This window comes from Micromonospora saelicesensis (assembly GCF_900091575.1).
GTDB classification, from domain to species: domain Bacteria; phylum Actinomycetota; class Actinomycetes; order Mycobacteriales; family Micromonosporaceae; genus Micromonospora; species Micromonospora saelicesensis.
This window is the reverse complement of record NZ_FMCR01000002.1, coordinates 716,328-737,409: the sequence shown is the minus strand read 5'-3', so window position 1 is coordinate 737,409 and position 21,082 is coordinate 716,328. Positions and strand designations below refer to the sequence as shown.

Here is a 21,082-nt window from a genome sequence, read left to right as displayed (position 1 = left end):
GGAGACCTCCGAATAAGTGGAGGCGTGCTATCACTCTAGTGATAGCCGGCCTCCGGTTGCTAGCGCTGGGAGACATCGGCATCGTGACGGCCCTCACCCACCTGCGCGTGGCCCGCCCGCACCGGGCCGATGCCGCCCGCAACTACGACGCGATCCTGGCGGCTGCCCGGGTCGCCTTCGCCGAGCAGGGCGCGGAAGCTCCGCTGGAGGAGATCGCCCGCCGGGCCGGGGTGGGCATCGCGACGCTCTACCGCAACTTCCCGACCCGGGAGGTGCTGATCGAGAACGTCTACGTCACCGAGGTCGAGGCGGTGTGCGCGACCGCCGGAGAGGCTGAGAGTCTCGCCCCACGCGACGGCCTGTACGCATGGCTGCGGCGCTTCGTGGAGTACATCGGGGCGAAGCAACCGCTGGCCGCCGGCCTGAACCGGGAGTCCACCGCCTACCTGGAGTGTCGGCGGGCGCTCTACGCCGCCGGTGGGCCACTGCTGGAGCGGGCCCAGCGGGCGCGCGAGGTGCGCGCCGACGTGACCATCGACGACGTCATGCGCCTGACCAGCGCCATCGCCTCCGGGCACTTCCCCCGCGCCGACCAGCGCGATCACGTGCTCACGGTCGCCCTGGACGGGCTGAGCACGCAGCCGGAGTGACCTCAGGCCTGCCCGCGGGTCGATGTCCGAAGTGGAACAGCTGCGGAACGTGTTCGGGGAATCACGATGGACTCGGACCCTTGACTCTCGGGAAACATCGGGCCACCATCTGACAACGTTGTCACAGACCCCCGCCATCTGACAACGTTGTCATGTCTGGAGGCAAGATGTCCGAGCCATCGCCGATTTCCCGGCGTACCTTCCTCTCCGCCGGCGCGACGCTGCTGGCATCGGTCGGGGTGACCGCGGCCCTCCCGGACGCCCTCGCGTCCGCCGCCGTACCGGCGTCGACCGCCACCCCCACCGACCTGGCCCGGTACCGCCCGGTGACGGTCTCCTCGACCGACTACGCGCCGACGCCGGCGACCTTCGCCGTGGACGGCCTGCCGCAGGTCGGCGTCCGGGGGAGTGGCTGGCGCGCCGCCAACGGCGACCCACAGTGGATTTCGGTGGACCTCCAGGCGCTGTGCCGGATCGAGGCTGTCTCCCTGGTCTTCGAGGCCACGCTCACCGACGGGCCGTTCGACGGCAACTACACCGACACCGACGGCGACGAGATCCTCTCCAGCGCCGCGACGGCGTACCGGATCGAGGTCTCCACCGACGGCCGTGCCTGGCGGTCGGTGTACGAGACCAGCGAGGGCCGGGGCGGCGCGCAGACCATCAAGCTGCCCGAGCCGGTCACCGCCCGCTGGATCCGGATGACCGCCACGAAGCGCTCGAACAGCAACCCGGTGGGCCTCAACGGCTTCCAGGTCTACGGCGTACCGCTGGCCGGCCGGCCGAAGGCCGAGGGCTGGACCAGTTGGGAGGGCGGCAACACCGGCCCGGCCCCCGAGCTGCGGGTCGCCGCCGACGGCACGGTGCCGCTGGAGTCGGGCTGGTCGTTGACGATGGACGACTTCGCCGGCACCGCCGACGGCGCCGAACTCTCCCGCGCCGGCGTCGACGTCCGCTCCTGGCTGCCGGCGACGGTGCCCGGCACCGTGCTGGGCACCCTGGTCGAACAGGGGCACCTGCCCGACCCGGTGGCCGGCTTCAACAACATGCGCATCCCGGAGGCGCTGTCCCGGCACACGTGGTGGTACCGGCGCGCGCTGCGGCTGCCGCGCGACCTGGACACCTCGGCCGGCCGACGGATCTGGCTGGAGTTCGACGGGATCAACCACGAGGCGACCGCCTGGGTCAACGGCGTGCAGGTCGGCAGCGTCAAGCACCCGTTCGCGCGGGCTGCCTTCGACATCACCGACGCGTTGGCCGGTCACCGTGGCGAGCACGTCCTCGCCGTCCGGGTCACGCCGATGCCGCACCCGGGCACGCCCGGCGACAAGGGCCCCGACGGTCGTACCTTCCTCCAGTCGGCCCACCACTACCTTGACGCGCCGACCTACCTGGCGGTGTCCGGGTGGGACTGGATGCCGGCCGTGCGCGACCGGGTCACCGGCCTCTGGGACCACGTCCGCCTGCGCAGCACCGGCGCCGTGGTCATCGGCGACCCGCACGTGCAGACCACGCTGCCCGACCTGCCCGGCACCGACACCGCCGAGGTCACCATCCGGGTGCCGGTCCGCAACGCGGCGACCAGCGCCACCACGGTCACCGTCCGCGCCGAGTTCGACAAGGTACGCGTCGAGTCCACAGTGACCGTCCCCGCCGGCGGGAGCACCACCGTCACCTTCACGCCGGAGCGCTTCCGCGCGCTGCGGCTGCGCAACCCCCGGCTCTGGTGGCCCAACGGCTACGGCGACCCCCACCTGTACGACCTCACGCTCACCGCCACCGTGAAGCGCTCGGTCAGCGACCGGCGTGCGCTCCGCTTCGGTGTCCGCGAGTTCGCCTACGACTGGCACCAGCCGATCGTCATCTCGCCGCCCGGCAAGCCGGCGCTGGACTTCGTCGACGGCGCGGCGACCCAGACGGTCACGTTCGACCGGCAGCACGCCCGGCACGTGCGCATCCAGGCCGGCCAGCGCGCCACCGGCTGGGGCATCTCGATGTTCTCGCTGTCGGTGGCCGACGGCACCGGCCCGGATCTCGCCCTGCGCCGCGACGCCACCGCGTCGTCCTCGGAGAACGACGGCAACGGTCCCGGCAAGGCCGTCGACGGCGACGCGGCGACCCGCTGGGCCTCGCAGGCCGAGGACAACCAGTGGATCCAGGTCGACCTCGGCGCGGCTGTCGACTTCGACCGGGTCACCATCGTGTGGGAGCAGGCGTACGCGCTGGACTACCGCGTCCAGGTCTCCGCCGACGGGGACGCCTGGAACGACGTGACGTCGGTCAGCAACGACACCCCGCTGGGCAGCCGCGCCACCCAGGTCGAGGCGTTCGCCAGCCAGACCGCACAGCACCTGCGCATCCAGACCGGTGCGCGGGTGACGTCGTGGGGCGTGTCCATGTGGGCGCTCTCGGTGCAGCGGCAGGCCGAGCCGGACGTCGACCTGGCCCTGCGCCGGACCGCCACCGCGTCGTCGTCCGACAGCGACTCCAACGGCCCGGACCGGGCCGTCGACGGCAACCCCCGCACCCGGTGGTCGTCGAAGTTCGAGGACAACCAGTGGATCCAGGTCGACCTCGGCGCTCCGGTCAACTTCGATCAGGTCACCATCGTCTGGGAGCAGGCGTACGCCCGCGACTTCGTCATCCAGGTCTCGGACGACGGGCAGCGGTGGACCGACGTGAAGTCGGTCAGCAACGCCGTCACCCAACTCAAGATCAGCGTGAACGGTGTGCCGGTGTTCGCCCGGGGCGGCAACTGGGGCTGGGACGAGCTGTTGCGTCGGGTGCTGCCCGACCGGCTGGCCGACACCGTCGAGATGCACCGCGACATGAACTTCACGATGATCCGCAACTGGCTCGGCAGCAGCAACCGCGAGGAGCTGTACCAGGCCTGCGACGAGCAGGGCATCCTGGTGTGGAACGACTTCTGGCAGGCGGGGGCGTTCCTGCCGAACCCGCCCGGCTACGTCGACATCGCCGCCGACACGATCCGGCGGTTCCGCCACCACCCGAGCATCGTGGTGTGGTGTGGCGCGAACGAGGGTGACCCGCCGCCGATCGTTGACGCCGGGCTCAAGCAGGCCGCGGCAACCGAGCACCCGGAGATCCTCTACATCCCCAACTCGGCCGGCGGCATCGTCAGCGGCCACGGCCCGTACCACTGGGTGGAGCCGGCGACGTACAACAACAGGAACACCTACGACACGGGCGCGTTCGGTTTTCACACCGAGATCGGCATGCCGGTGGTGTCGGTGGTGGAGAGCATGCGCAACCTCGTCGGTGACGCGCCGGAGTGGCCGATCGGTGAGGTGTGGAACTACCACGACTGGTCGACCATCGGTAACCAGCGTGTCGGCACGTACCAGGCGGCGATCGACGCGCGGCTCGGTGAGTCCGACTCGCTCGACGAGTTCGCCACCCGGGCGCAGTTCGTCAACTACGAGAGCCACCGCGCCATGTTCGAGGCGTGGAACGCCAACCTGTGGCAGGACGCCACCGGTCTGCTGCTGTGGATGTCGCACCCGGCGTGGCACAGCACGGTATGGCAGACCTACGACTACGACCTCGACGTGAACGGCGCCTACTACGGCGCCCGCAAGGGGTGCGAGCCGGTGCACGTCCAGGCCGACCCGGGCACCTGGCAGGTCCGGGTGGTCAACCACACCGCCGCCCCGCTCAGCGGGGTCACCGTGAGCGCCCGACGCTACGACCTGGGCGGCCGGTCGCTGGGCTCACCCCAGCGTCAGCGGGTGGACGTGGCCCGCTCGGCCACCACGGCGGTCTTCCCGCTCGCCGCGCCGGACGGCGGCGGGCTGCACCTGGTGCGACTGGAGTTGCGGGACAGCCGGGACCGGCTGCTCGCGGAGAACACCTACTGGCGCTACGACAAGGCCGAGCAGTTGCGGGCGCTCAACGACGTGCCGAGCACCCGACTGTCGACGTCGTCGAGCACCGTCCGCGTGGTGGACGGGCGCAACACCGTCACCACGACGGTCCGCAACCAGGGCCGTACGGTCGCCGCCTTGGTGCGGCTCGCCGTACGCGACCAGCGCGGCAAGCGGGTCCTGCCGGCCCGCTACGACGACAACTACTTCTGGCTCCTGCCGGGGGAGAGCCGCGAGGTGCGGATCTCCTGGCCGGCCCGGTCGGGTCTCGCCCGCCAGGTCACGGTGACCGCGCAGGCGTACAACTCCTAGGTTCGGTCGGTCACCGGCGGTCACCTTCGTCGGGGCGGATGCGGTATTGAGCGGTATACCTCAGAGGTATAAATATGCCTCTGAGGTATACCGCTTCTCGGCAGATCGACATGGCCGGCCAGCACGCCGTGCGCTGCCACCCGATGCGGGCGTTTAGGCTCGTTACCGCACCTCGGCCCGAGACCGAGATTCATGCTGTACGTGTGACACGGTCCGGTTCCACGTCCGGGGCGGTACGGGTCGCGTTCGCGTTCTGGATCACGCTCGTGGGCACCACAGTGCCGACGCCGCTCTACCCGCTCTACGAGCTGGAGTTCGGCTTCTCGTCGTTGACCGTGACAGTGGTCTACGCGCTGTACGCGCTGGGAGTCGTGGTCGGACTGCTGGTCTTCGGTCGGCTCTCCGACCAGATCGGCCGACGCCCGGTCATCCTCATCGCGCTGCTGCTCTCGGTCGCCGCCGACGCCGTGTTCCTCGCCGCCGTGGACCTGGCGATGATCATCGTGGGTCGGATCCTCGCCGGGCTGTCCGCCGCACTGATCATCGGCACGGCGACCGCGGCCTTGGCAGAGCTGATCGACCCGCGGCACCCGAAGCGTGCCGCCACCGTGTCGATCTTCGCGAACCTGGGCGGCCTGGCCACCGGCACCCTGCTGTCCGGGATCGTGTCGGACGTGGCACCCGAACCGCTCCGGCTGCCCTGGGTGATCGTGCTGGTCCTGGCGGTGATCGCGATCATCGCGCTGCGCGGTGTGCCGGAGACGGTCCGGGAACGTTCGCCGGTGACAGTGCGGGTGCAGCGGTTGCACGTGCCGGCGACCATCCGCGGCGCCTTCATCCGTTCGGCGATCACCGCCGGCGCGGGCTTCGCCGCTCTCGGGGTGCTCACGTCGGTGAGCGGGCTGTTCCTCGGCATGGTCCTGCACGAGACCTCACACACCCTGGCCGCGCTGGTGGTCTTCGTGGCGTTCGCCGGCGCGGCGTTCGGGCAGCTGCTGACCCGCGTGCTGTCCTCGCGCGCCGCGCTGGCCAGCGCCTGCGCCGGCCTGGTCGTCGGGGCGGGCCTGCTCGCGTTCAGCATGTGGATGGCGTTGCTGGCGACGCTGCTCATCAGCGCGGCGATCATCGGCGTCGCGTCCGGGGTGGCGGTCGGCGACGGCATCGCGACGATCACGATGAAGACCGAACCGCAGCACCGGGCCGAGGCGGTGTCGACCTTCTTCGCCATCCTGTTCGCCATGCTCGGTGTGCCAGCGGTCGGGGTCGGTCTGCTGATCCAGACGATCGGTCTGCGCCCGGCCGGCGAGGTCTTCAGCGCGGTGGTGGCGGTGCTCGCGCTGGTCGTCCTGCTCAGCCTGGTCCGGGGCGCCCGGACTCGGCCCGCGAGCTGATCGCCGGCCGGGCCTGTTCAGGGCGCCCGGGGTGCCTGACGAGCCATTTACGGAGGTCTTGCGGCGGTCATCGTATACAACATACGCTCCCCGAATCGCCCACTTGAGGAGCTCTCCATGACGAACCTCTCCGTCCGCGAAACGAACCTGCCCCGCCGCCGGGTGCTCCGGGTCGCGGTGGCGGCGGCCGCCGTCGTCTGCACTGTCGTCGCCTGCTCACCGGTGTCGAACAACGAAGGCGGCGACCCGTCCGGCGGCGACCAGTCGGCGGGCCAGGATTCCTTCGGTACGCCCGCCGACCCCGCCGCCGTGAAGCAGGGCGGCAAGCTGGTCATCGCCCTCTCCGCCGAGCCCGACGCGCTGGACCCGACGCTGTCGAGAAGCCTCTACTCCCGCTACGTCTTCCAGGCCATGTGCCAGAAGCTCTACGACGTGAACGAGCAGGCGCAGGTCGTACCGCAGCTCGCGACGGCACTGCCCACCACGAGCGGCGACGGCCGGACGGTGACCATTCCGCTGCGGCCCGGCGTGCGCTTCGCGGACGGCACGGCGTTCGACTCGGCCGCGGTGAAGGCCACCCTGCAACGCCACCTCACCAACGCCCGATCGGCGCGCAAGAGCGAACTCGGCCCCATCGACGGCGTCGACACCCCGGACGCGCAGACAGTCGTCCTGCGACTGAAGCAGCCGTTCGCACCGTTGCTCGGGGCCCTGGCCGACCGGGCCGGCATGATCATGAGTGCGCAGGCGCTGCGGACCCTGGGCGACGACTTCGCCTCGGCGCCGGTCTGCGTCGGCCCCTTCAAGTTCGCGAAGCGGGTGCCGCAGAACTCCATCGAGGTGGTGCGGGACCCGAACTACTACGACGCGAGCAAGGTGCACCTGGACACCATCTCGTGGCGGATCCTCACCGACGCCAGCATCCGCGCCGCCAACCTGCGCTCCGGCGACGCGCAGGTCGCCGACTCAATCTCCACCCAGGACGTCGCCTCGCTCCGGCAGGACGCGGCGGTCTCCGTCCTCCAGTCGCAGTCCCTCGGCTACCAGGGTCTGACCATCAACGTCGGCAACGTCGACGGCGTCGGCACCGCCCCCAAGCCCATCAACCGCCCCCTCGCCCAGAACGCCAAGGTGCGGCAGGCCTTCGAGCACGCCATCGACCGCAAGTCCCTGGTCGACGCGGTCTTCAACGGTCTGCACGCCGCCGCCTGCTCCCCGATCTCGCCAGCGAGCACGTTCTCGTCGCCGGAGGCGCAGACCTGCCCGGCGCACGACCCCGCCAAGGCCAAGCAGTTGCTGGCCGAGGCCGGCGTGCAGACGCCGTACACGGTCACGATGCTCGCCTCGAACACCCCCGACACGCTGCGTCTCGCGCAGGCGTTGCAGTCCATGGTCAAGGACGGCGGATTCGACCTGAAGATCAACCCGGTGGAGTACTCGTCGCTCCTCGACGAGCAGGACCGTGGCAACTTCGAGCTGCTGCAACTGGGGTGGAGCGGCCGGATCGACCCGGACGCCAACATCACGAACTTCGTCGGTACCGGCGCGAGCCAGAACGTCGCCGGCTACAGCAACCCGCAGCTCGACACCCTGCTGACCCAGGCCCGACAGGCCGGCGACGTCGAGGAGCGCAGGAAGCTGTACGGGCAGGCGGTCACACTGCTCCAGCAGGACGACGCCCTGATCTACCTCTACCGGCAGCGCAACCTGACCGCCGTCAGCAAGCAGATCCAGGGCCTCCAGGTCTACCCGGACGGCGTGATCCGGGCGGCCTTCGCCGGCTTCGGCAAGTAGGCCGTCGTGGCCCGATATCTGCTCACCCGCGCCTGGCAGTCGGCGCTGACCCTGCTGTTGTCGACGATCGTGGTCTTCGTCGGCGTACGGGCGCTCCCCGGCGACCCGGCGCTCGCCCTGGCCGGGGAGGACCGGTCGCCGGAGGCCCTGGAGGCCATCCGTCGCCACTACGGGCTGGACCAGCCGCTGCCGGTGCAGTTCGCCCAGTACGTGGAGCGCATGGCACAGGGCGACTTCGGGGTGTCGATCCGCACCGGTACGCCGGTCTCGTCGATGCTCACGACCGCCCTGCCGGTGACCGTCGAGTTGTCCGTCCTGGCGATCCTCATCGCGGCGGCGCTCGGCGTCGGCGCCGGGGTGCTCGCGGCGGTCCGTCGTGGACGTCCGGCGGAGTGGCTCGCCAACGGTCTGGCCCTGATCGGCCTGTCGGTGCCGCACTTCTGGCTGGGGCTGCTGGCGATCCTCTACCTGTCCGTGGCGACCGGGCTCTTCCCCGCCTCCGGCTTCGTGCCGATCCTGGAGGACCCCGTGGACAACCTGCACCACATCGTCCTGCCGGCGGTGATCCTCGGCACCGGCCTCGCCGCGATCATCATGCGGCAGACCCGGTCGGCGATGTTGGACTCGCTCTCCTCCGACTATGTGCGCACGGCGAAGGCGAAGGGCCTGCGGCCGCGCGCCGTCATCACCCGGCACGCCCTGCGGAACAGCCTCATCGTGGTGGTGACCGTGGTGGGTCTCCAACTCGGCGGGCTGATCTCGGGCGCGGTCGTCACCGAACAGATCTTCGGGCTGCCGGGCTTCGGCAAGATGACCATCGACGCGGTGTTCCAACGGGACTACCCGGTGATCCAGGCCGTCGTCCTGCTCACCGCCGCGGCCTACATCGTGATCAACTTCTTCGTGGACCTGCTCTACTCGGTCATCGATCCACGCATCCGGGTGACGGGAGATCCGGCATGACCGTCCTCACCGTACCGATGGCGGAGACCGGCACCGCCAGCATCACCCGGCGTACCCGGGTGCTGCGGCGGCTGCGGCGCAACCCGCTCGCCGTGGTGAGCTTCGTCGTGCTCGCGCTGGCGGGTGTCATCGCGCTGCTCTCGCCCTGGCTCGCGCCCTACTCGGTCGACCAGACCGACTTCGCCCGTACGTTCGCACCTCCCGGCACCGCCGGGCACCTGCTGGGCACCGACGACCTCGGCCGGGACGTCCTCTCCCGCATCATGCTCGGCGCCCGGGCGTCGTTGCAGGTGGGGCTCCTGGCGGTGGCCACGTCGCTGGTCATCGGGGTGCCGCTCGGGCTGGCGGCCGGCTACTTCCGGGCCTGGGACGCGGTGATCTCGCGCTTCACCGACCTGCTGCTGGCGTTTCCGTTTCTGATCATGGCGGTGGGGTTGGCGGCCATCCGGGGCGCCAGCCTCGGCAACGCCGCGGTGGCCATCGGCATCGCCCAGATCCCCGGGGTGATCAGGGTCGTCCGCTCGGACACGCTGCGCCTCAAGTCGCTGGACTTCGTCGCGGCGGCCGTCGTGGACGGCGCGAGCGACCTGTGGGTGCTGGCCCGGCACATCCTGCCGAACGCGACCTCGGTGATCCTGGTGCAGGCCACTGTCGCCATCCCGGCCGCGATCCTCGGCGAGGCGGTGCTGTCCTTCCTCGGCCTCGGCATCCAGCCCCCGGCACCCAGTCTCGGCACCATGCTGGCCACCGCCCAGCAGTTCGCCGCCCGCGCCCCCTGGGCCGCCGTCTTCCCCGGCGTGGTGATCATGGGTCTGGCGCTGGCGTTCAACGTCTTCGGTGACGCCCTGCGCGACGCCCTCGACCCGAAGGGAGACCGGCGATGACCACCGCCTCCGCGCCCGTGCTGGAGATCCGCGACCTGTCGGTGTCGTTCCCGACCGAGACCGGCACCGTCTCGGCGGTCGACGGGGTCAGCCTGGACCTCGCCGCCGGGGAGATCGTCGGGATGGTGGGCGAGTCGGGGTGCGGAAAGAGCGTCACCGCGATGAGCCTCGCCGGGCTGCTCCCGAGCAGCGCCCGGGTCACCGGGTCGGTGCGCCTGGACGGCACGCAATTGGTCGGGGCCCGCGAGTCGGCCCTGCGTCGGGTCCGTGGCCGGGAGATCGCGTACATCTTCCAAGAGCCGATGACGTCGTTGAACCCGGTGCTCACCGTCGGGCGACAGATCGGGGAGGTGCTTCAGGTCCACGAACGGATGTCCCGACGGGCGGCGCGGGCCCGTGCCGTCGAGCTGTTGACGCTCGTCGGGATCCCGTCCGCCGCCCAGCGGGTCGACAACTATCCGCACCAACTCTCCGGCGGCATGCGCCAGCGCGTGATGATCGCGATGGCGGTCGCCTGCGGCCCGAAGGTGCTGGTGGCCGACGAGCCGACCACCGCGCTGGACGTCACCGTCCAGGCCGGCATCCTCCAGGTGCTGCGGGACCTGCGCGACCGGCTCGGCACGAGCGTCCTCATCATCACCCACGACCTCGGCGTGATCGCCGACATCGCGGACCGCGTCGTCGTCATGTACGCGGGCCGGGTGGTGGAACGGGCGCCGGTGGACGACCTGTTCGCCCACCCACGGCACCGGTACACGGCCGGGCTCCTGTCGGCGTCACCGCAGCCGGGCCGGCACGCCGGGACCGACCGGTTGACCGAGATCCCCGGGTTGGTGCCCGTCCTGGCCAGCCAACCCGACGCCTGTACCTTCGCGGATCGGTGCCCGGCCGCCGACGAGCAGTGCCGGGCGGCCGCCCCGCCGTTGGAGGATGTCGGTGGCACCGACCATGTCGCGGCCTGCTGGCACCCCTGCATCACCGCACCGACGGCAGCTCAGGAGGCGAACCGATGACGCCGCACCCGAACGCCCTGGAGATCGCGGACCTGGTGATGCACTTCGGCCCGGTGCGCGCCGTGGACGGGGTGTCCCTGACCATCCCGCGGGGCCGGGTCACAGCCCTGGTGGGGGAGAGCGGTTCCGGGAAGTCCACAGTGGGCCGTTGCGTGGTGCGGCTCGTCGAACCGACGGCGGGAACGGTGCGGATCGCGGGCACGGACGTCACCCACCTGTCCCGACGGCGGCTGCGCCCCCATCGCGGCGCGGTGTCGATCGTCTTCCAGGACCCGGCCGCGTCACTGGACCCACGCATGCTGGTGGGCGAGATCGTGGCCGAGCCGTTGCGGCTGGCCGGCAAGCGGATCTCCCGGCGTGACCGGGACGCCCGTGTCGCCCCCCAGCTCGAACGGGTGGGCCTGCGCGCCGAGGTGGCCCGTCGCTATCCCCACGAGCTGTCCGGCGGGCAACGTCAACGGGTCAGCATCGCGCGGGCCCTGATCTCCGAGCCCATGCTGCTCATCGCGGACGAACCCACCAGCGCGCTCGACGTGTCAGTGCAGGCGTCGGTGCTCAACCTCCTCGCCGACCTGCAACGCGACATCGGGTTCGCCTGCCTCTTCATCACCCACGACCTCTCCGCTGTCGAGTACCTGGCTGACGACATCGCGGTCATGTACCTGGGTCAACTCGTCGAGACCGGCAGCCGCGAGCGGATCTTCGCCCGACCCGCACACCCGTACACGCAGGCGCTGCTGTCCGCCGCGCCGGTGGCCGACCCGGTGCGTCAGCGCCACCGTCAGCCGGTGCTGCTCGGCGACGACCTGCCGTCCGCGCTCGACCCGCCGTCCGGCTGCCGGTTCCGGACCCGGTGCCCGCTCGCCTTCGACCGGTGCGCGACGGAGGTGCCGGCGCAGACCGCCATCGGCGACGGCATGGCCGCGTGCCACCTGGTCCGGCCGGACGGCACCGGTCCCGACGTTCGTACCGCAGATCCCAGTGAGGTGTTGTCATGACGTTCACCACCCGGCCCACGTTGCAGGGCACCTTCGGCATGGTGTCCTCCACCCACTGGCTCGCCAGCCAGTCGGCGATGGGCATCCTGGAACGCGGGGGCAACGCCTTCGACGCCGCGGTCACCGCCGGTTTCGTCCTGCACGTCGTCGAGCCGCACCTGAACGGGCCGGGCGGTGAGGTGCCGGCCATCGTGGCCACCGCACGGGACCCCCGACCGAAGGTGCTGTGCGGGCAGGGGCCGGCGCCGGCCGGCGCCACCATCGCGCACTTCCGGTCCCTCGGGATGGACCTCATCCCGGGTGCCGGGCCGCTCGCGGCGGCCGTACCCGGCGCGGTGGACGCCTGGCTCCTGCTGCTGCGCGAGCACGGCACGCTCACCCTCGCCGAGGTGCTGGAGCCGGCGATCGGCTACGCCGGCGCCGGGCACCCGCTGGTGGGCCGGGTCGGTGACACAGTGGCAGCCGTCCGGTCGTTGTTCGAGGAACACTGGCCCACCTCCGCCGCACTCTGGCTGCGCGGCGGCCGGCCGCCCGCCGCGGGGGAGTTGGTCACCAACCCGGCGTACGCGGACACCCTGCGCCGGCTCGTCGAGGCGGGACAGGCGGCCGGCGCCGACCGGGAGGCCCAGATCGAGGCGGCGCGTCGGGCCTGGAGCACGGGTTTCGTCGCCGAGGCCATCGACGCGTTCAGCCGGCGACCGTTCCAGGACTCCAGTGGCCGTCCGCACGCCGGGCTGGTCACCGGCGACGACCTGGCCGCGTACTCGGCGAGCTGGGAGCCGCCCGCCACCCTCGACTGGCACGGCTACTCGGTGGCGAAGACCGGTTTCTGGGGTCAGGGCCCGGTGCTGCTGGAGTCCCTGGCCACACTGGACGCGCTCGACGACCCGGGCGCGTACGACCCGGCGACCGCGGCGGGTGTGCACGCCCAGGTCGAGGCGCTCAAGCTCGCCTTCGCCGACCGGGAGGCCTGGTACGGCGACGGAGCCGACGTGCCCGCCAAGGCGCTGCTCTCGCCGCAGTACGCGCGGGAGCGGGCCGCCCTGATCGGCGATCGCGCGTCGGCGGAGTTGCGGCCGGGCTGTCCCGACGGGGCGCAGCCGCACCTGCCGGCCCACGTCCGACCCGGTGCCGCGCGGCATGCCGACCCGACAGACCCGACGACGGGGGAGCCGACGGTGCAGGCGGACGGGGTGACCCGGGGCGACACCTGTCACGTGGACGTGGTCGACCGCTGGGGAAACATGATCTCCGCGACGCCCAGCGGCGGCTGGTTGCAGAGTTCCCCGACGATTCCGGAGCTGGGCTTTCCGCTGGGCAGCAGGTTGCAGATGTTCTGGCTGGAGGAAGGGCTCGCCTCGTCGCTGGCGCCGGGCCGCCGCCCGCGTACGACGTTGAGCCCGACGATGGTGCACCGCGACGGCGAGCCGGTGCTGGCCTGCGGCACCCCCGGTGGCGACCAGCAGGACCAGTGGCAGTTGCCGTTCCTGCTGCGGCACCTCGTCGGTGGGCAGAGCCTTCAGGAGGCCATCGACGCGCCGGCGTGGCACACGGTCAGCCTGCCGGGGTCGTTCTATCCCCGCGACATGGAGCCCGGTGTCCTGGTGGTGGAGGACCGGTTCGACGAGGGTGTGCTGGCGGCGCTGCGGGCGTACGGGCACGAGGTGCGGGTGACCGACGGGTGGAGCCTCGGTCGGCTCTGCGCGGTGACCCGTGACCCGGCGACGGGAGTGCTGGCGGCCGGTGCGAATCCCCGGGGGATGCAGGGCTACGCGTGCGGCCGGTAGCGGGCACCCTGGCCGCGCGCCCGTCAGCGGGCGCCGTAGCCGCCTTCGGCGTTCTCGTACGCCGCGGCGGATGCCGCGTCGAGGTGGTCGAGCGCGGCCCGCTCGGCGCGGTCACCGTCGCCCGACTCGATGGCGTCGACGAGTTGGATGTGCTCGGCCCACGAATGTGGCGCGCGTTCGGCCGCACCGAGCCGGAAGACCCACTGGACATGGAGGTAGAGCGACTTGGCGATCGACGACAGCCAGGGGTTTCCGCTGATCTGGAGGATGCGCAGGTGCAGCGTGCTGTTCAGTTCGGCGACCCGGGCGAGGTCGTGGCGCTGCGTCGCCTCGCGGCCCTGGTCGAGCAGGGCACGCAGGGACGCCACGTCGGCCGCTGTGGCCCGCTCGGCGGCCAGCCGGGCGGCCAGCGCCTCGAGGCGCTCGCGCACGGCGAACATGTCGGTGATGGTCCCGCTGCTCGGTGAGGCGACGACCGCTCCCCGGCGGGGGAGGATCACGACGAACCCCTCCGCCTCGGCGACGCGCAGTGCCTCCCGGACGGGGTTGCGGGATACGCCGAAGTCCTCGGCGAGCCGGTCCTCGGTCAGCCGTTCCCCGGGCAGGTAGTCGCCGTCGATGATGGCGGTCCGCAGCGCGGCGAGGACCTGATCGCGTAGCGGCAGGTGTTGCGCGCCGAGCTTGTCCCGTAGGTCTTCAGCCACCTGGTCGCCTCTCCGTGAACGTGTCCGGACAAAGTGTATACGAAGAACAATTACTGGAAGGTGGCCGACAGTGTCGAGCACAGCGCCCCGCGTCACCCACCCCCACGTCGCCCCGCGCCGAGACGAGCGCCTGCTGCGACGACGGCAGGCGCTCGTCGTCGTCCTCACCTTCCTCACCGGCAGCGCCGACGCTCTCGGTTTCCTCGCCCTCGGCGGCGCCTTCGCCAGCGTGATGACCGGCAACATGGTCCTGCTCGGGCTCTCGGCCGGCCGGGGCGAGGCCGACCTGGCTCTGACGTCGGGCTGCGCCATCGTCAGCTTCATCGTCGGTGTCCTCGCGGGCGCCCGCGTCGTCGGCTCGGCACAGCCCGACGATCCGGTCTGGCCCCGACGGGTCACCTGGGCGCTGGTCCTGGAGCTGTCGGTGTTCGTGGTGTTCGCCGTCGTCTGGGAGGTCACCCTGCACACCCCCGACGCGGGTGTCCACCTGGCGCTGCTGATGTTGTCCGCTGTCGCGCTGGGCGTGCAGAGCAGTGCGATCCAACGCTTCGGCGTGTCCGGCCTGTCCTCCACGTACCTGACCGGCACCCTCACCAGCCTGATCGCCGGGGTCGCCGCGCGCAGCCCGTGGGCCAGCCTGCGTCCCAAGGCTCAGGTGCTGCTGGCCCTCATGGTCGGCGCGGCGGTCGGCGCCCTCGTCGCCCTGCACCTGCCGGTCGTCGCCCCGGCCCTGCTGATCGTGCCGCTGGTGCTCGTCATCGCCGTGTCCGCGCGGATGCGGGCCTGAGCGTCAGACACCGCGCGCGAACAGGGCCAGCCGTACCCGGTTGGGGCTGTCGGTCTTGGTCATCAGGCTGGTGATGTGGGTCTTGACCGTGGTGACACCGATGTGGAGATGGTCGGCGATCTCGGTGTTGGACAGGCCCTCGGCGACCAGGTTGAGCACGTCCCGTTCCCGGGCGGTCAGGCCCGGCAGGGCCGGTGGTGACCCGGGGCGGGCGTGCACCGCGCGCTGCACGAGGCGACGCAGCACCTCCGGGCTGAACGGGCTGTCGCCGACGGCGGCCCGGCGGATGCCGTCCAGCAGCTCGGTCGGGGGCGCGTCCTTGAGCAGGAAACCGCACGCCCCGGCGGTCAGCGCGGGGTAGAGGTGGTCGTCGTCGCCGAACGTGGTCAGCACCAGGACGCGGGTGGCGGGGCGTTCGGCGAGGATCCGGCTGGTCGCGGTGATCCCGTCGACACCGGGCATCCGCAGGTCCATGACGACGACGTCGGGAAGGAGTCGCCCGGCCAGCGGGATCGCCTCACGGCCGCTGTCGGCCTCCCCGACGACCTCGATGTCGGGTTGGGCGTCGCAGAGCATGCGCAGCCCGGCCCGGATGAGGTGCTGGTCGTCGACCAGCAGCACCCGGATCACGCCGGCTCCGGCGCGGGCGACCCGGCCGGGGCCTCCCGCTCGCGGGGCACCGACCCGACCGGTGCGTCGGCGGACGCGGCGGCCACGGCCGGAAGGACGGTGCGCACCCGCCACCCGGTGTCGGTCGGGCCCGCCTCCAGTCGGCCGCCGAGGACCTCGACACGCTCGCGCATCCCGGTGATGCCGTGCCCGCCACCGGCCGGCACGCCCGCCGGCATCCCGCCGCGCCCGTTGTCGGTGACTTCCCAGTGCACGGCGCCGTCCCGGACAGCGACCACGAGATGCGCGAGCGCGGACGTTCCCGCGTGTTTGGCCACGTTGGTCAGCGCCTCCTGGGTCAGTCGCAGCACCGCCATGCCGCGCACCGCGTCGAGTGAACCGATCGCCGGGTCGAGATCGGCCTCCACCGTGACACCCGCCTGCCGGGCCCGGTCGATGGACGCGCCGATCGCCGCCGGCAGCGCGGACGGTTCGATCGCAGTCAGCGCCGCGTCGCCGCGTACCCCGTCGGGGTCGCGCAGCACCGCGACCAGCCGGCGCAGCTCCGCGAGGGCCGCGGTGCCGGTGCCGTGCACGTCGTCGAAGACCTCGCCCACCCGTGGGTCCAGGTCGGTGAGCACGTGCCGGGCCACGCCGACCCGCAGGACCATCGACGCCACATGGTGCGCGACGACGTCGTGCAGCTCGCGGGCGATGGCGCTGCGTTCGTCGGCGCGGGCAGCACGACTCTCCGACGCGTGCTGGCGTTGCTCGGCCACCGCCCGCTCCACGGCCTGCCGACTCAGCTCCCGGTTGGTGCGGATGACGAGGCCGAGCAGCACCGGCACACCGACCTCCAGGGCCAGGCCGACGACGCCGGAGATGACCCTGCCGGCCGGGTCGCCCACCGAGTCGGTCAGGTCGACCACTACCAGCAGCGCGGTGGACAGCCAGATGGTCCGGGGGCGGCGCGCCCGCATGGTGATCTCGAGCAGGGCCCAACTCGCGCCGACCTGGTTGATGGTGAAGTCGTCGACCAGGCTGATCGCGACCGTCAGCAGGGCGGCCTGCGCCACCAGGTTGACCACCGGCCGACGGTGCGCCGCCAGCGCCACCGTGAACGCGAAGACCGCGAGGATCCACTGTGTCGTCGTGGGCGTGCTGGTGGAGTGCGGAACGAAGAGCAGGTAGCACAATCCGCTGAGATCGAGCAGCACCATCCGCACGAGCGTGTCCCGCATGTCGAACAGTCGCCCCGGCCAGCTCACGGTGGTCAGCCTAGGTGCTGCGGGCCGGTGGCGGCGGCCGCCGGCCGCCGCCACCGGGTCCGGACCGCGAGGTACGCGGCCAGGCCGAGCGGTCCGAGCAGGATGGTCAGCAGCAGCACCGGAGCCATCACCAGCGCCGGCACCCCCCGATCGCGGCTGTCCAACCACGCCCACCGCCCGACGAACAGATCGAACGCGATCATGTGCGCCCAACCCGCCGCGGCCCCGTCGGAGGTGCCGAGCAGGTCGCGCACCCCGGCCAGGGTCGGCGACGCCACGGCCGGCAGCACGTCGCCGAACGCCGGGAGCACCAGCAGCGCGTAGATCACCACGACCGGCAGCACGATCAGCGGCGAGGCGATGATCCGGGCGGTCCACGACCAGCGCGGCAGCAGGATCATCAGCGCCCAGAACGGCGCGGCCACCGCGAACGTCAGGGAGAACAGCGTGGCGGTCACGCGGCCAGCGCCAGTTCCGGACGACGTCGGCGGGCCAAAACCAGGCCGGTAGCGGTCGCCGTCGCGACCACCAGGGCCGCGACAGCGGCGAGCGTGACGGCGTCCGGCCGCAGCAGCGGCTGTTCGCGCAGGGCCTGCCAGGTCAACAGCACGGTGAGGACGCCGTACGCGCCGCCCGCGACGACCAGCAGCCGGGCCCGGGTGCGCTCGTCCAACCGCGTCGCGAACCGGCTCAGCAGGATCGCCAGGATCGGCAGCGCCTGGAGGGCGTGCAGCCCCACGAAGTGCCCAATCCGCAGGTCACCGCCGGTGGTGCTCCAGCCGACCAGCGGCAACCCCGGCCCACCGTCGGGCACGCCGACGCTGTGCGCACCACTGACCCCCTCGATCCCCGGGTCCTGCATCGGCAGCGCCATCGGCACCGCCGCGAGCATGCCCAGCAAAGAAAGCCCGAGCCCCCAGCCGACGGCTGTCGCGGCGACCCGATCGGGGATCCGCTGGATCAGGACCACGATCCCGATGACGAGGTGCGCGAAGAACAGCACCATGATCGCCGCGCCCATCGTCGCGAACAGCGCGGTGTTCAGGGGGGTGGTGTCGTTGAAGTGACTGGTCTGCCCGCGAATCACCTGACCGACGATCAACGCGTTCTCGACGACCGCCACCGCGACGATGACGACGACCGCCCTCTCGACGGCCCGGCTGCGTCGCGGCAGCAGGGAGAGCATCCAGGCGAGCGTCGCGCCGTAGAGCACGAACGACACCGCGAACTTGAACGGCTTGAGCCAGATCGGCGCCCCGGTGAGGACGCGCGGGTCGACGAGGATGCCGACCACGGCGACGACGGCCAGCACCGCCATCACGGATACCAGGAACATCAGCGGGCGGTTCCAACGCGCCGCCCGGCGCACAACGGTAGTCATGCCTGTAGATGTTCGTGGCCGCGTCCGCCGATCGCGTCCGACCCCGAGCCCCGGTTGCGGCCGCTGGTCGGAGCCCGCCTCCTCCCTGGGTAGGAGACGAAACCCGTCGAAGCCGCTCGGGAGTGCTGGCACAATGGCCGGCCTGCCGACGGGACGGGGATCGACCATGACGACCAATGCGGACCGTGTCCAACCGAACGAGACCACAATGCCGCTGCTGCACTGCGCGGCCCCGGAGGAGACCCTGGCGTTCTGGCGGGCCCTCGGGTTCGAGGTGGTTTTTGAGCAACTCAAGCCCTATGTGTACCTGGCGTTCACCTGGAGTGGGTTCCAGCTGCACTACGGCCCGGCGCCCAAAGACCTGGACCCGGCGAAGGAGCAATCCGGCGGCTGCCTGGTGATGGTGGACGCGGTGGCGTCGTACCACGCGGTGTTCACCGAGGCGATGCGCCGCAGCTACGGCAAGGTGCTCGTCAAGGGCCTTCCTCGGATGACCCGCTACCGCGCCGGGGCGTCGCGGTTCAGCATCGTCGACCCGTCGGGCAACACCATCACCTTCATCCAGCGGGACGAGCCGAAGGACGTGGAGTACGGCGGGTCGGAGGAGCTTGACGGGCTGGCCCGGGTGCTCGACAACGCGCGGATCCTGCGCGAGTTCAAGATGGACGACCGGGCGGCCTATCGGGCGCTCGACTCGGGGATGCGCCGTCGCGCCGAGGACGCCCCGGTAATCGAGCAGGCGATGGCGCTGGCCGGCCTGATCGAGCTGGCCACCGCGTTGGACAAGGCCGATCAGGTGCCCGAGTGGGGCGCCCGACTCCAGGCGCTGTCGCTGACCCTGGAGCAGCGGACGCAGGTGGAGCAGTACGTCGCCGACCCGGCCATCCTCAAACCCTGGTGGCCCGACCAGCGTTGACCGTCAGGGACGCAGCCTGCGGTCGTCCTCGAGGACAGCTTCCGCCAGCCGCTCGGGGAACATGCGACGCACGCTCGCTGAGTAGTCGCTCCCATCGCCGGGCTGGGTGACGCGCTCGCCGTCCACCCGCACCGGTATCGACATGCCGAAGGGGACTCCGGGCCCCGGTGCTGCCTCGCAGTGCGCCCAGGCGAACGATGACGAACCGTCCCGCCCCAGCAGCCGCACGTCGCAGGTGCCTGGTCCGCTCAGCAACGTGCCGGGAAGGAGCGTCGCGAGACGTTCCTCCTCGGCCTGGACGTCAGCCGCGTTCCGGTCAGGTAGCGGGTATGGCGGCTCGGAACAGCCGGCGAGCAGCCCGATCGCCAGACCGAGCCAGACGGCGTGTCGGCGGTTCACCCGCCGAGCATCCCATTGCGTGGTGCTGAGACGCCATCACCGGGGGCAGCGACGCCACCGCCGTCAGGCGGTGAACGGTGCGGGAGTCCGGCGGGTCGCGGCGCTGTGGCGGAACAGCGCTGCCACGCCGGCGAGCATGACCAGTAGCAAACCGGTGAACCAGTTCATCGCCGTGCCGGCGGTGACGGCCTGGGTGGCGACGCCGATGCCGACGGACGGCAGGATCATCCCGAGGTAGCCGATGAGGAACAGCCCGGCCAGGGCCTCGCCGCGCTGGGCGGGTGCGGCCATCGCCGCGACGGCGCCGACGGCGGCCTTGAAGAGCACGCCGGCGCCGATGCCGGCGACCACCCCGCCGACCAGGAACACCGAGAGGCTGGCGGTGTGCATCCCCACCAGCAGGACGGGCACGCCGACGGCCTGGGCGAGCAGCCCCAGGCGCACCTTCGCCGGGGCGGCCAGCCGGCTGGTGAGGGTCTGCGCCACGGCCGCACCGCCGAACACGGCGAACACGATCGTGCCGGCCAGGGCCCGCGACGGGAGGTGCAGGGCACCCGCGACGAAACCCGGGGCGACCGAGGTGAACAGGCCGAACACGGCGAACGAGGCGAACCCGGCGGCTGCCGCGGCCAGGTAGCCGGCGCGGTCCCCGTGGTCGGCGCTGATCCGCTGCGGCCGGTAGGTGGGCTTGACCAGCCGCTCCTCGACGGTTTCCGGGGACAGGGCGACCGCCACGATGCTCACCGCCAGCAGGACGGCGAACACCAGGTACGGCGTACGCAGCGGCGCGTCGACGTACTGGGCGAGGACGCCCGCGACCAACGCGCCGACGCCCAGCCCGCCGATGTTGGCGGCGGTGGAGACCATCTCGAAGCGCTGACGGGACGAGCCGGGCCGGTGTGCGGCGTGCAACTCCTGGAGGTACGCGGTGGCGGTCGCGGTGATCAGGCCGATACCCAGCCCGCTCACCAGCCGGGCGACCAGCAGCACCGGCAGGGACGGGTCACCCAGGAACAGGGCGGCGGCCACCAGCTCCAACGCCAACGCCGGAATGAGGATCTTCTTGCGACCGACCCAGTCCGAGACGTGACCGGCGAGCAGCAGGCTGATCACCACGCCCACCGCGTAGACCGCGAACACGATAGTGCCCATGAACGTGGAGAAACCGTCCCGCGCCATGTAGAGCGGGTAGAGCGGGGCAGGCACGGTGCAGAACGCCATCGCGGTCAGGAATGCCAGGGCGATCGCCCAGAAGCCACGGCCGTGCCGGCGCGACGAGCCGTCGCTTCGGTCGGAGGTGGTGGGGCGGGGTGTCAGGGTCGACAAGGACATGACCCCACTG

At 71.6% G+C, this 21,082-nt stretch carries 18 protein-coding genes; 11 read left to right on the top strand and 7 right to left on the bottom strand.

All coding sequences use genetic code 11. The features are described 5' to 3' along the window. Positions 1 to 83 precede the first annotated feature (83 nt). The 9 genes from GA0070561_RS11285 (at position 84) to GA0070561_RS11245 (ending at position 13,676) form a co-directional block, all read left to right on the top strand. Positions 84 to 650, top strand: a complete 567-nt coding sequence (locus GA0070561_RS11285; RefSeq protein ID WP_244166155.1) for a TetR/AcrR family transcriptional regulator — start codon at positions 84 to 86, stop codon at positions 648 to 650. A 167-nt stretch (positions 651 to 817) separates the two neighbouring features. Beyond that, on the top strand, positions 818 to 4,846 hold the full coding sequence (locus tag GA0070561_RS11280; protein ID WP_091399357.1) for a discoidin domain-containing protein: 4,029 nt from the start codon (positions 818 to 820) through the stop codon (positions 4,844 to 4,846). 203 nt (positions 4,847 to 5,049) lie between these two features. After that, positions 5,050 to 6,237 carry an MFS transporter gene (locus GA0070561_RS11275; protein WP_208603734.1) on the top strand — a complete coding sequence of 396 codons (1,188 nt, stop codon included), beginning with the start codon at positions 5,050 to 5,052 and terminating at the stop codon, positions 6,235 to 6,237. A 117-nt stretch (positions 6,238 to 6,354) separates the two neighbouring features. After that, positions 6,355 to 8,031: an ABC transporter substrate-binding protein gene (locus GA0070561_RS11270; protein ID WP_091399354.1), complete on the top strand. Its 1,677-nt coding sequence runs from the start codon at positions 6,355 to 6,357 to the stop codon at positions 8,029 to 8,031. A gap of 6 nt (positions 8,032 to 8,037) precedes the next feature. After that, positions 8,038 to 8,994, top strand: a complete 957-nt coding sequence (locus GA0070561_RS11265) for an ABC transporter permease (RefSeq protein ID WP_091399352.1) — start codon at positions 8,038 to 8,040, stop codon at positions 8,992 to 8,994. Next, positions 8,991 to 9,878, top strand: a complete 888-nt coding sequence (locus GA0070561_RS11260; RefSeq protein WP_091399349.1) for an ABC transporter permease — start codon at positions 8,991 to 8,993, stop codon at positions 9,876 to 9,878. Before GA0070561_RS11265 ends, GA0070561_RS11260 begins: the two co-directional genes overlap by 4 nt. Continuing rightward, entirely contained in the window at positions 9,875 to 10,891 is a 1,017-nt protein-coding gene (locus tag GA0070561_RS11255; protein WP_091399346.1) for an ABC transporter ATP-binding protein, read from the top strand. The genes GA0070561_RS11260 and GA0070561_RS11255 overlap by 4 nt, the downstream gene beginning before the upstream one ends. Further along, the gene (locus tag GA0070561_RS11250; RefSeq protein ID WP_091399342.1) at positions 10,888 to 11,889 is read left to right on the top strand and encodes an ABC transporter ATP-binding protein; all 1,002 of its coding nucleotides are present in this window, start codon (positions 10,888 to 10,890) and stop codon (positions 11,887 to 11,889) included. The genes GA0070561_RS11255 and GA0070561_RS11250 overlap by 4 nt, the downstream gene beginning before the upstream one ends. Further along, positions 11,886 to 13,676, top strand: coding sequence for a gamma-glutamyltransferase family protein (locus GA0070561_RS11245; RefSeq protein ID WP_091399338.1), 1,791 nt, complete (start codon positions 11,886 to 11,888; stop codon positions 13,674 to 13,676). Before GA0070561_RS11250 ends, GA0070561_RS11245 begins: the two co-directional genes overlap by 4 nt. A gap of 23 nt (positions 13,677 to 13,699) precedes the next feature. Here the strand turns inward: GA0070561_RS11245 and GA0070561_RS33025 are convergent, their stop codons facing one another. Next, positions 13,700 to 14,380, bottom strand: a complete 681-nt coding sequence (locus GA0070561_RS33025) for a GntR family transcriptional regulator (protein WP_167362372.1) — start codon at positions 14,378 to 14,380, stop codon at positions 13,700 to 13,702. Positions 14,381 to 14,450: 70 nt separating this feature from the next. Between GA0070561_RS33025 and GA0070561_RS11230 the strand changes: the two genes are divergently transcribed. After that, entirely contained in the window at positions 14,451 to 15,167 is a 717-nt protein-coding gene (locus GA0070561_RS11230) for a YoaK family protein (protein ID WP_167362371.1), read from the top strand. A gap of 3 nt (positions 15,168 to 15,170) precedes the next feature. Here the strand turns inward: GA0070561_RS11230 and GA0070561_RS11225 are convergent, their stop codons facing one another. From GA0070561_RS11225 to GA0070561_RS11210, 4 genes are read right to left on the bottom strand one after another with little or no spacing between them, the layout of a single operon-like run. Then, positions 15,171 to 15,797, bottom strand: a complete 627-nt coding sequence (locus tag GA0070561_RS11225) for a response regulator transcription factor (protein ID WP_091399333.1) — start codon at positions 15,795 to 15,797, stop codon at positions 15,171 to 15,173. Beyond that, complete coding sequence (locus GA0070561_RS11220; RefSeq protein WP_091400172.1) at positions 15,794 to 17,044, bottom strand: sensor histidine kinase; 1,251 nt, start codon at positions 17,042 to 17,044, stop codon at positions 15,794 to 15,796. The genes GA0070561_RS11225 and GA0070561_RS11220 overlap by 4 nt, the downstream gene beginning before the upstream one ends. Positions 17,045 to 17,049: 5 nt before the next feature. Continuing rightward, on the bottom strand, positions 17,050 to 17,502 hold the full coding sequence (locus GA0070561_RS11215; RefSeq protein WP_091399330.1) for an ABA4-like family protein: 453 nt from the start codon (positions 17,500 to 17,502) through the stop codon (positions 17,050 to 17,052). Beyond that, positions 17,499 to 18,425, bottom strand: coding sequence for a hypothetical protein (locus GA0070561_RS11210; RefSeq protein WP_091399328.1), 927 nt, complete (start codon positions 18,423 to 18,425; stop codon positions 17,499 to 17,501). The genes GA0070561_RS11215 and GA0070561_RS11210 overlap by 4 nt, the downstream gene beginning before the upstream one ends. A 166-nt stretch (positions 18,426 to 18,591) precedes the next feature. Between GA0070561_RS11210 and GA0070561_RS11205 the strand changes: the two genes are divergently transcribed. Beyond that, the gene (locus GA0070561_RS11205) at positions 18,592 to 19,341 is read left to right on the top strand and encodes a VOC family protein (protein WP_091400171.1); all 750 of its coding nucleotides are present in this window, start codon (positions 18,592 to 18,594) and stop codon (positions 19,339 to 19,341) included. A gap of 3 nt (positions 19,342 to 19,344) precedes the next feature. Here GA0070561_RS11205 and GA0070561_RS11200 read toward each other — a convergent pair whose 3' ends face one another. Further along, positions 19,345 to 19,740: a hypothetical protein gene (locus GA0070561_RS11200; RefSeq protein ID WP_091399325.1), complete on the bottom strand. Its 396-nt coding sequence runs from the start codon at positions 19,738 to 19,740 to the stop codon at positions 19,345 to 19,347. Positions 19,741 to 19,803: 63 nt separating this feature from the next. Then, positions 19,804 to 21,072 (bottom strand): MFS transporter, encoded by a 1,269-nt coding sequence (locus GA0070561_RS11195; protein ID WP_091399323.1) that lies wholly within the window; start codon positions 21,070 to 21,072, stop codon positions 19,804 to 19,806. Positions 21,073 to 21,082: the final 10 nt, after the last annotated feature.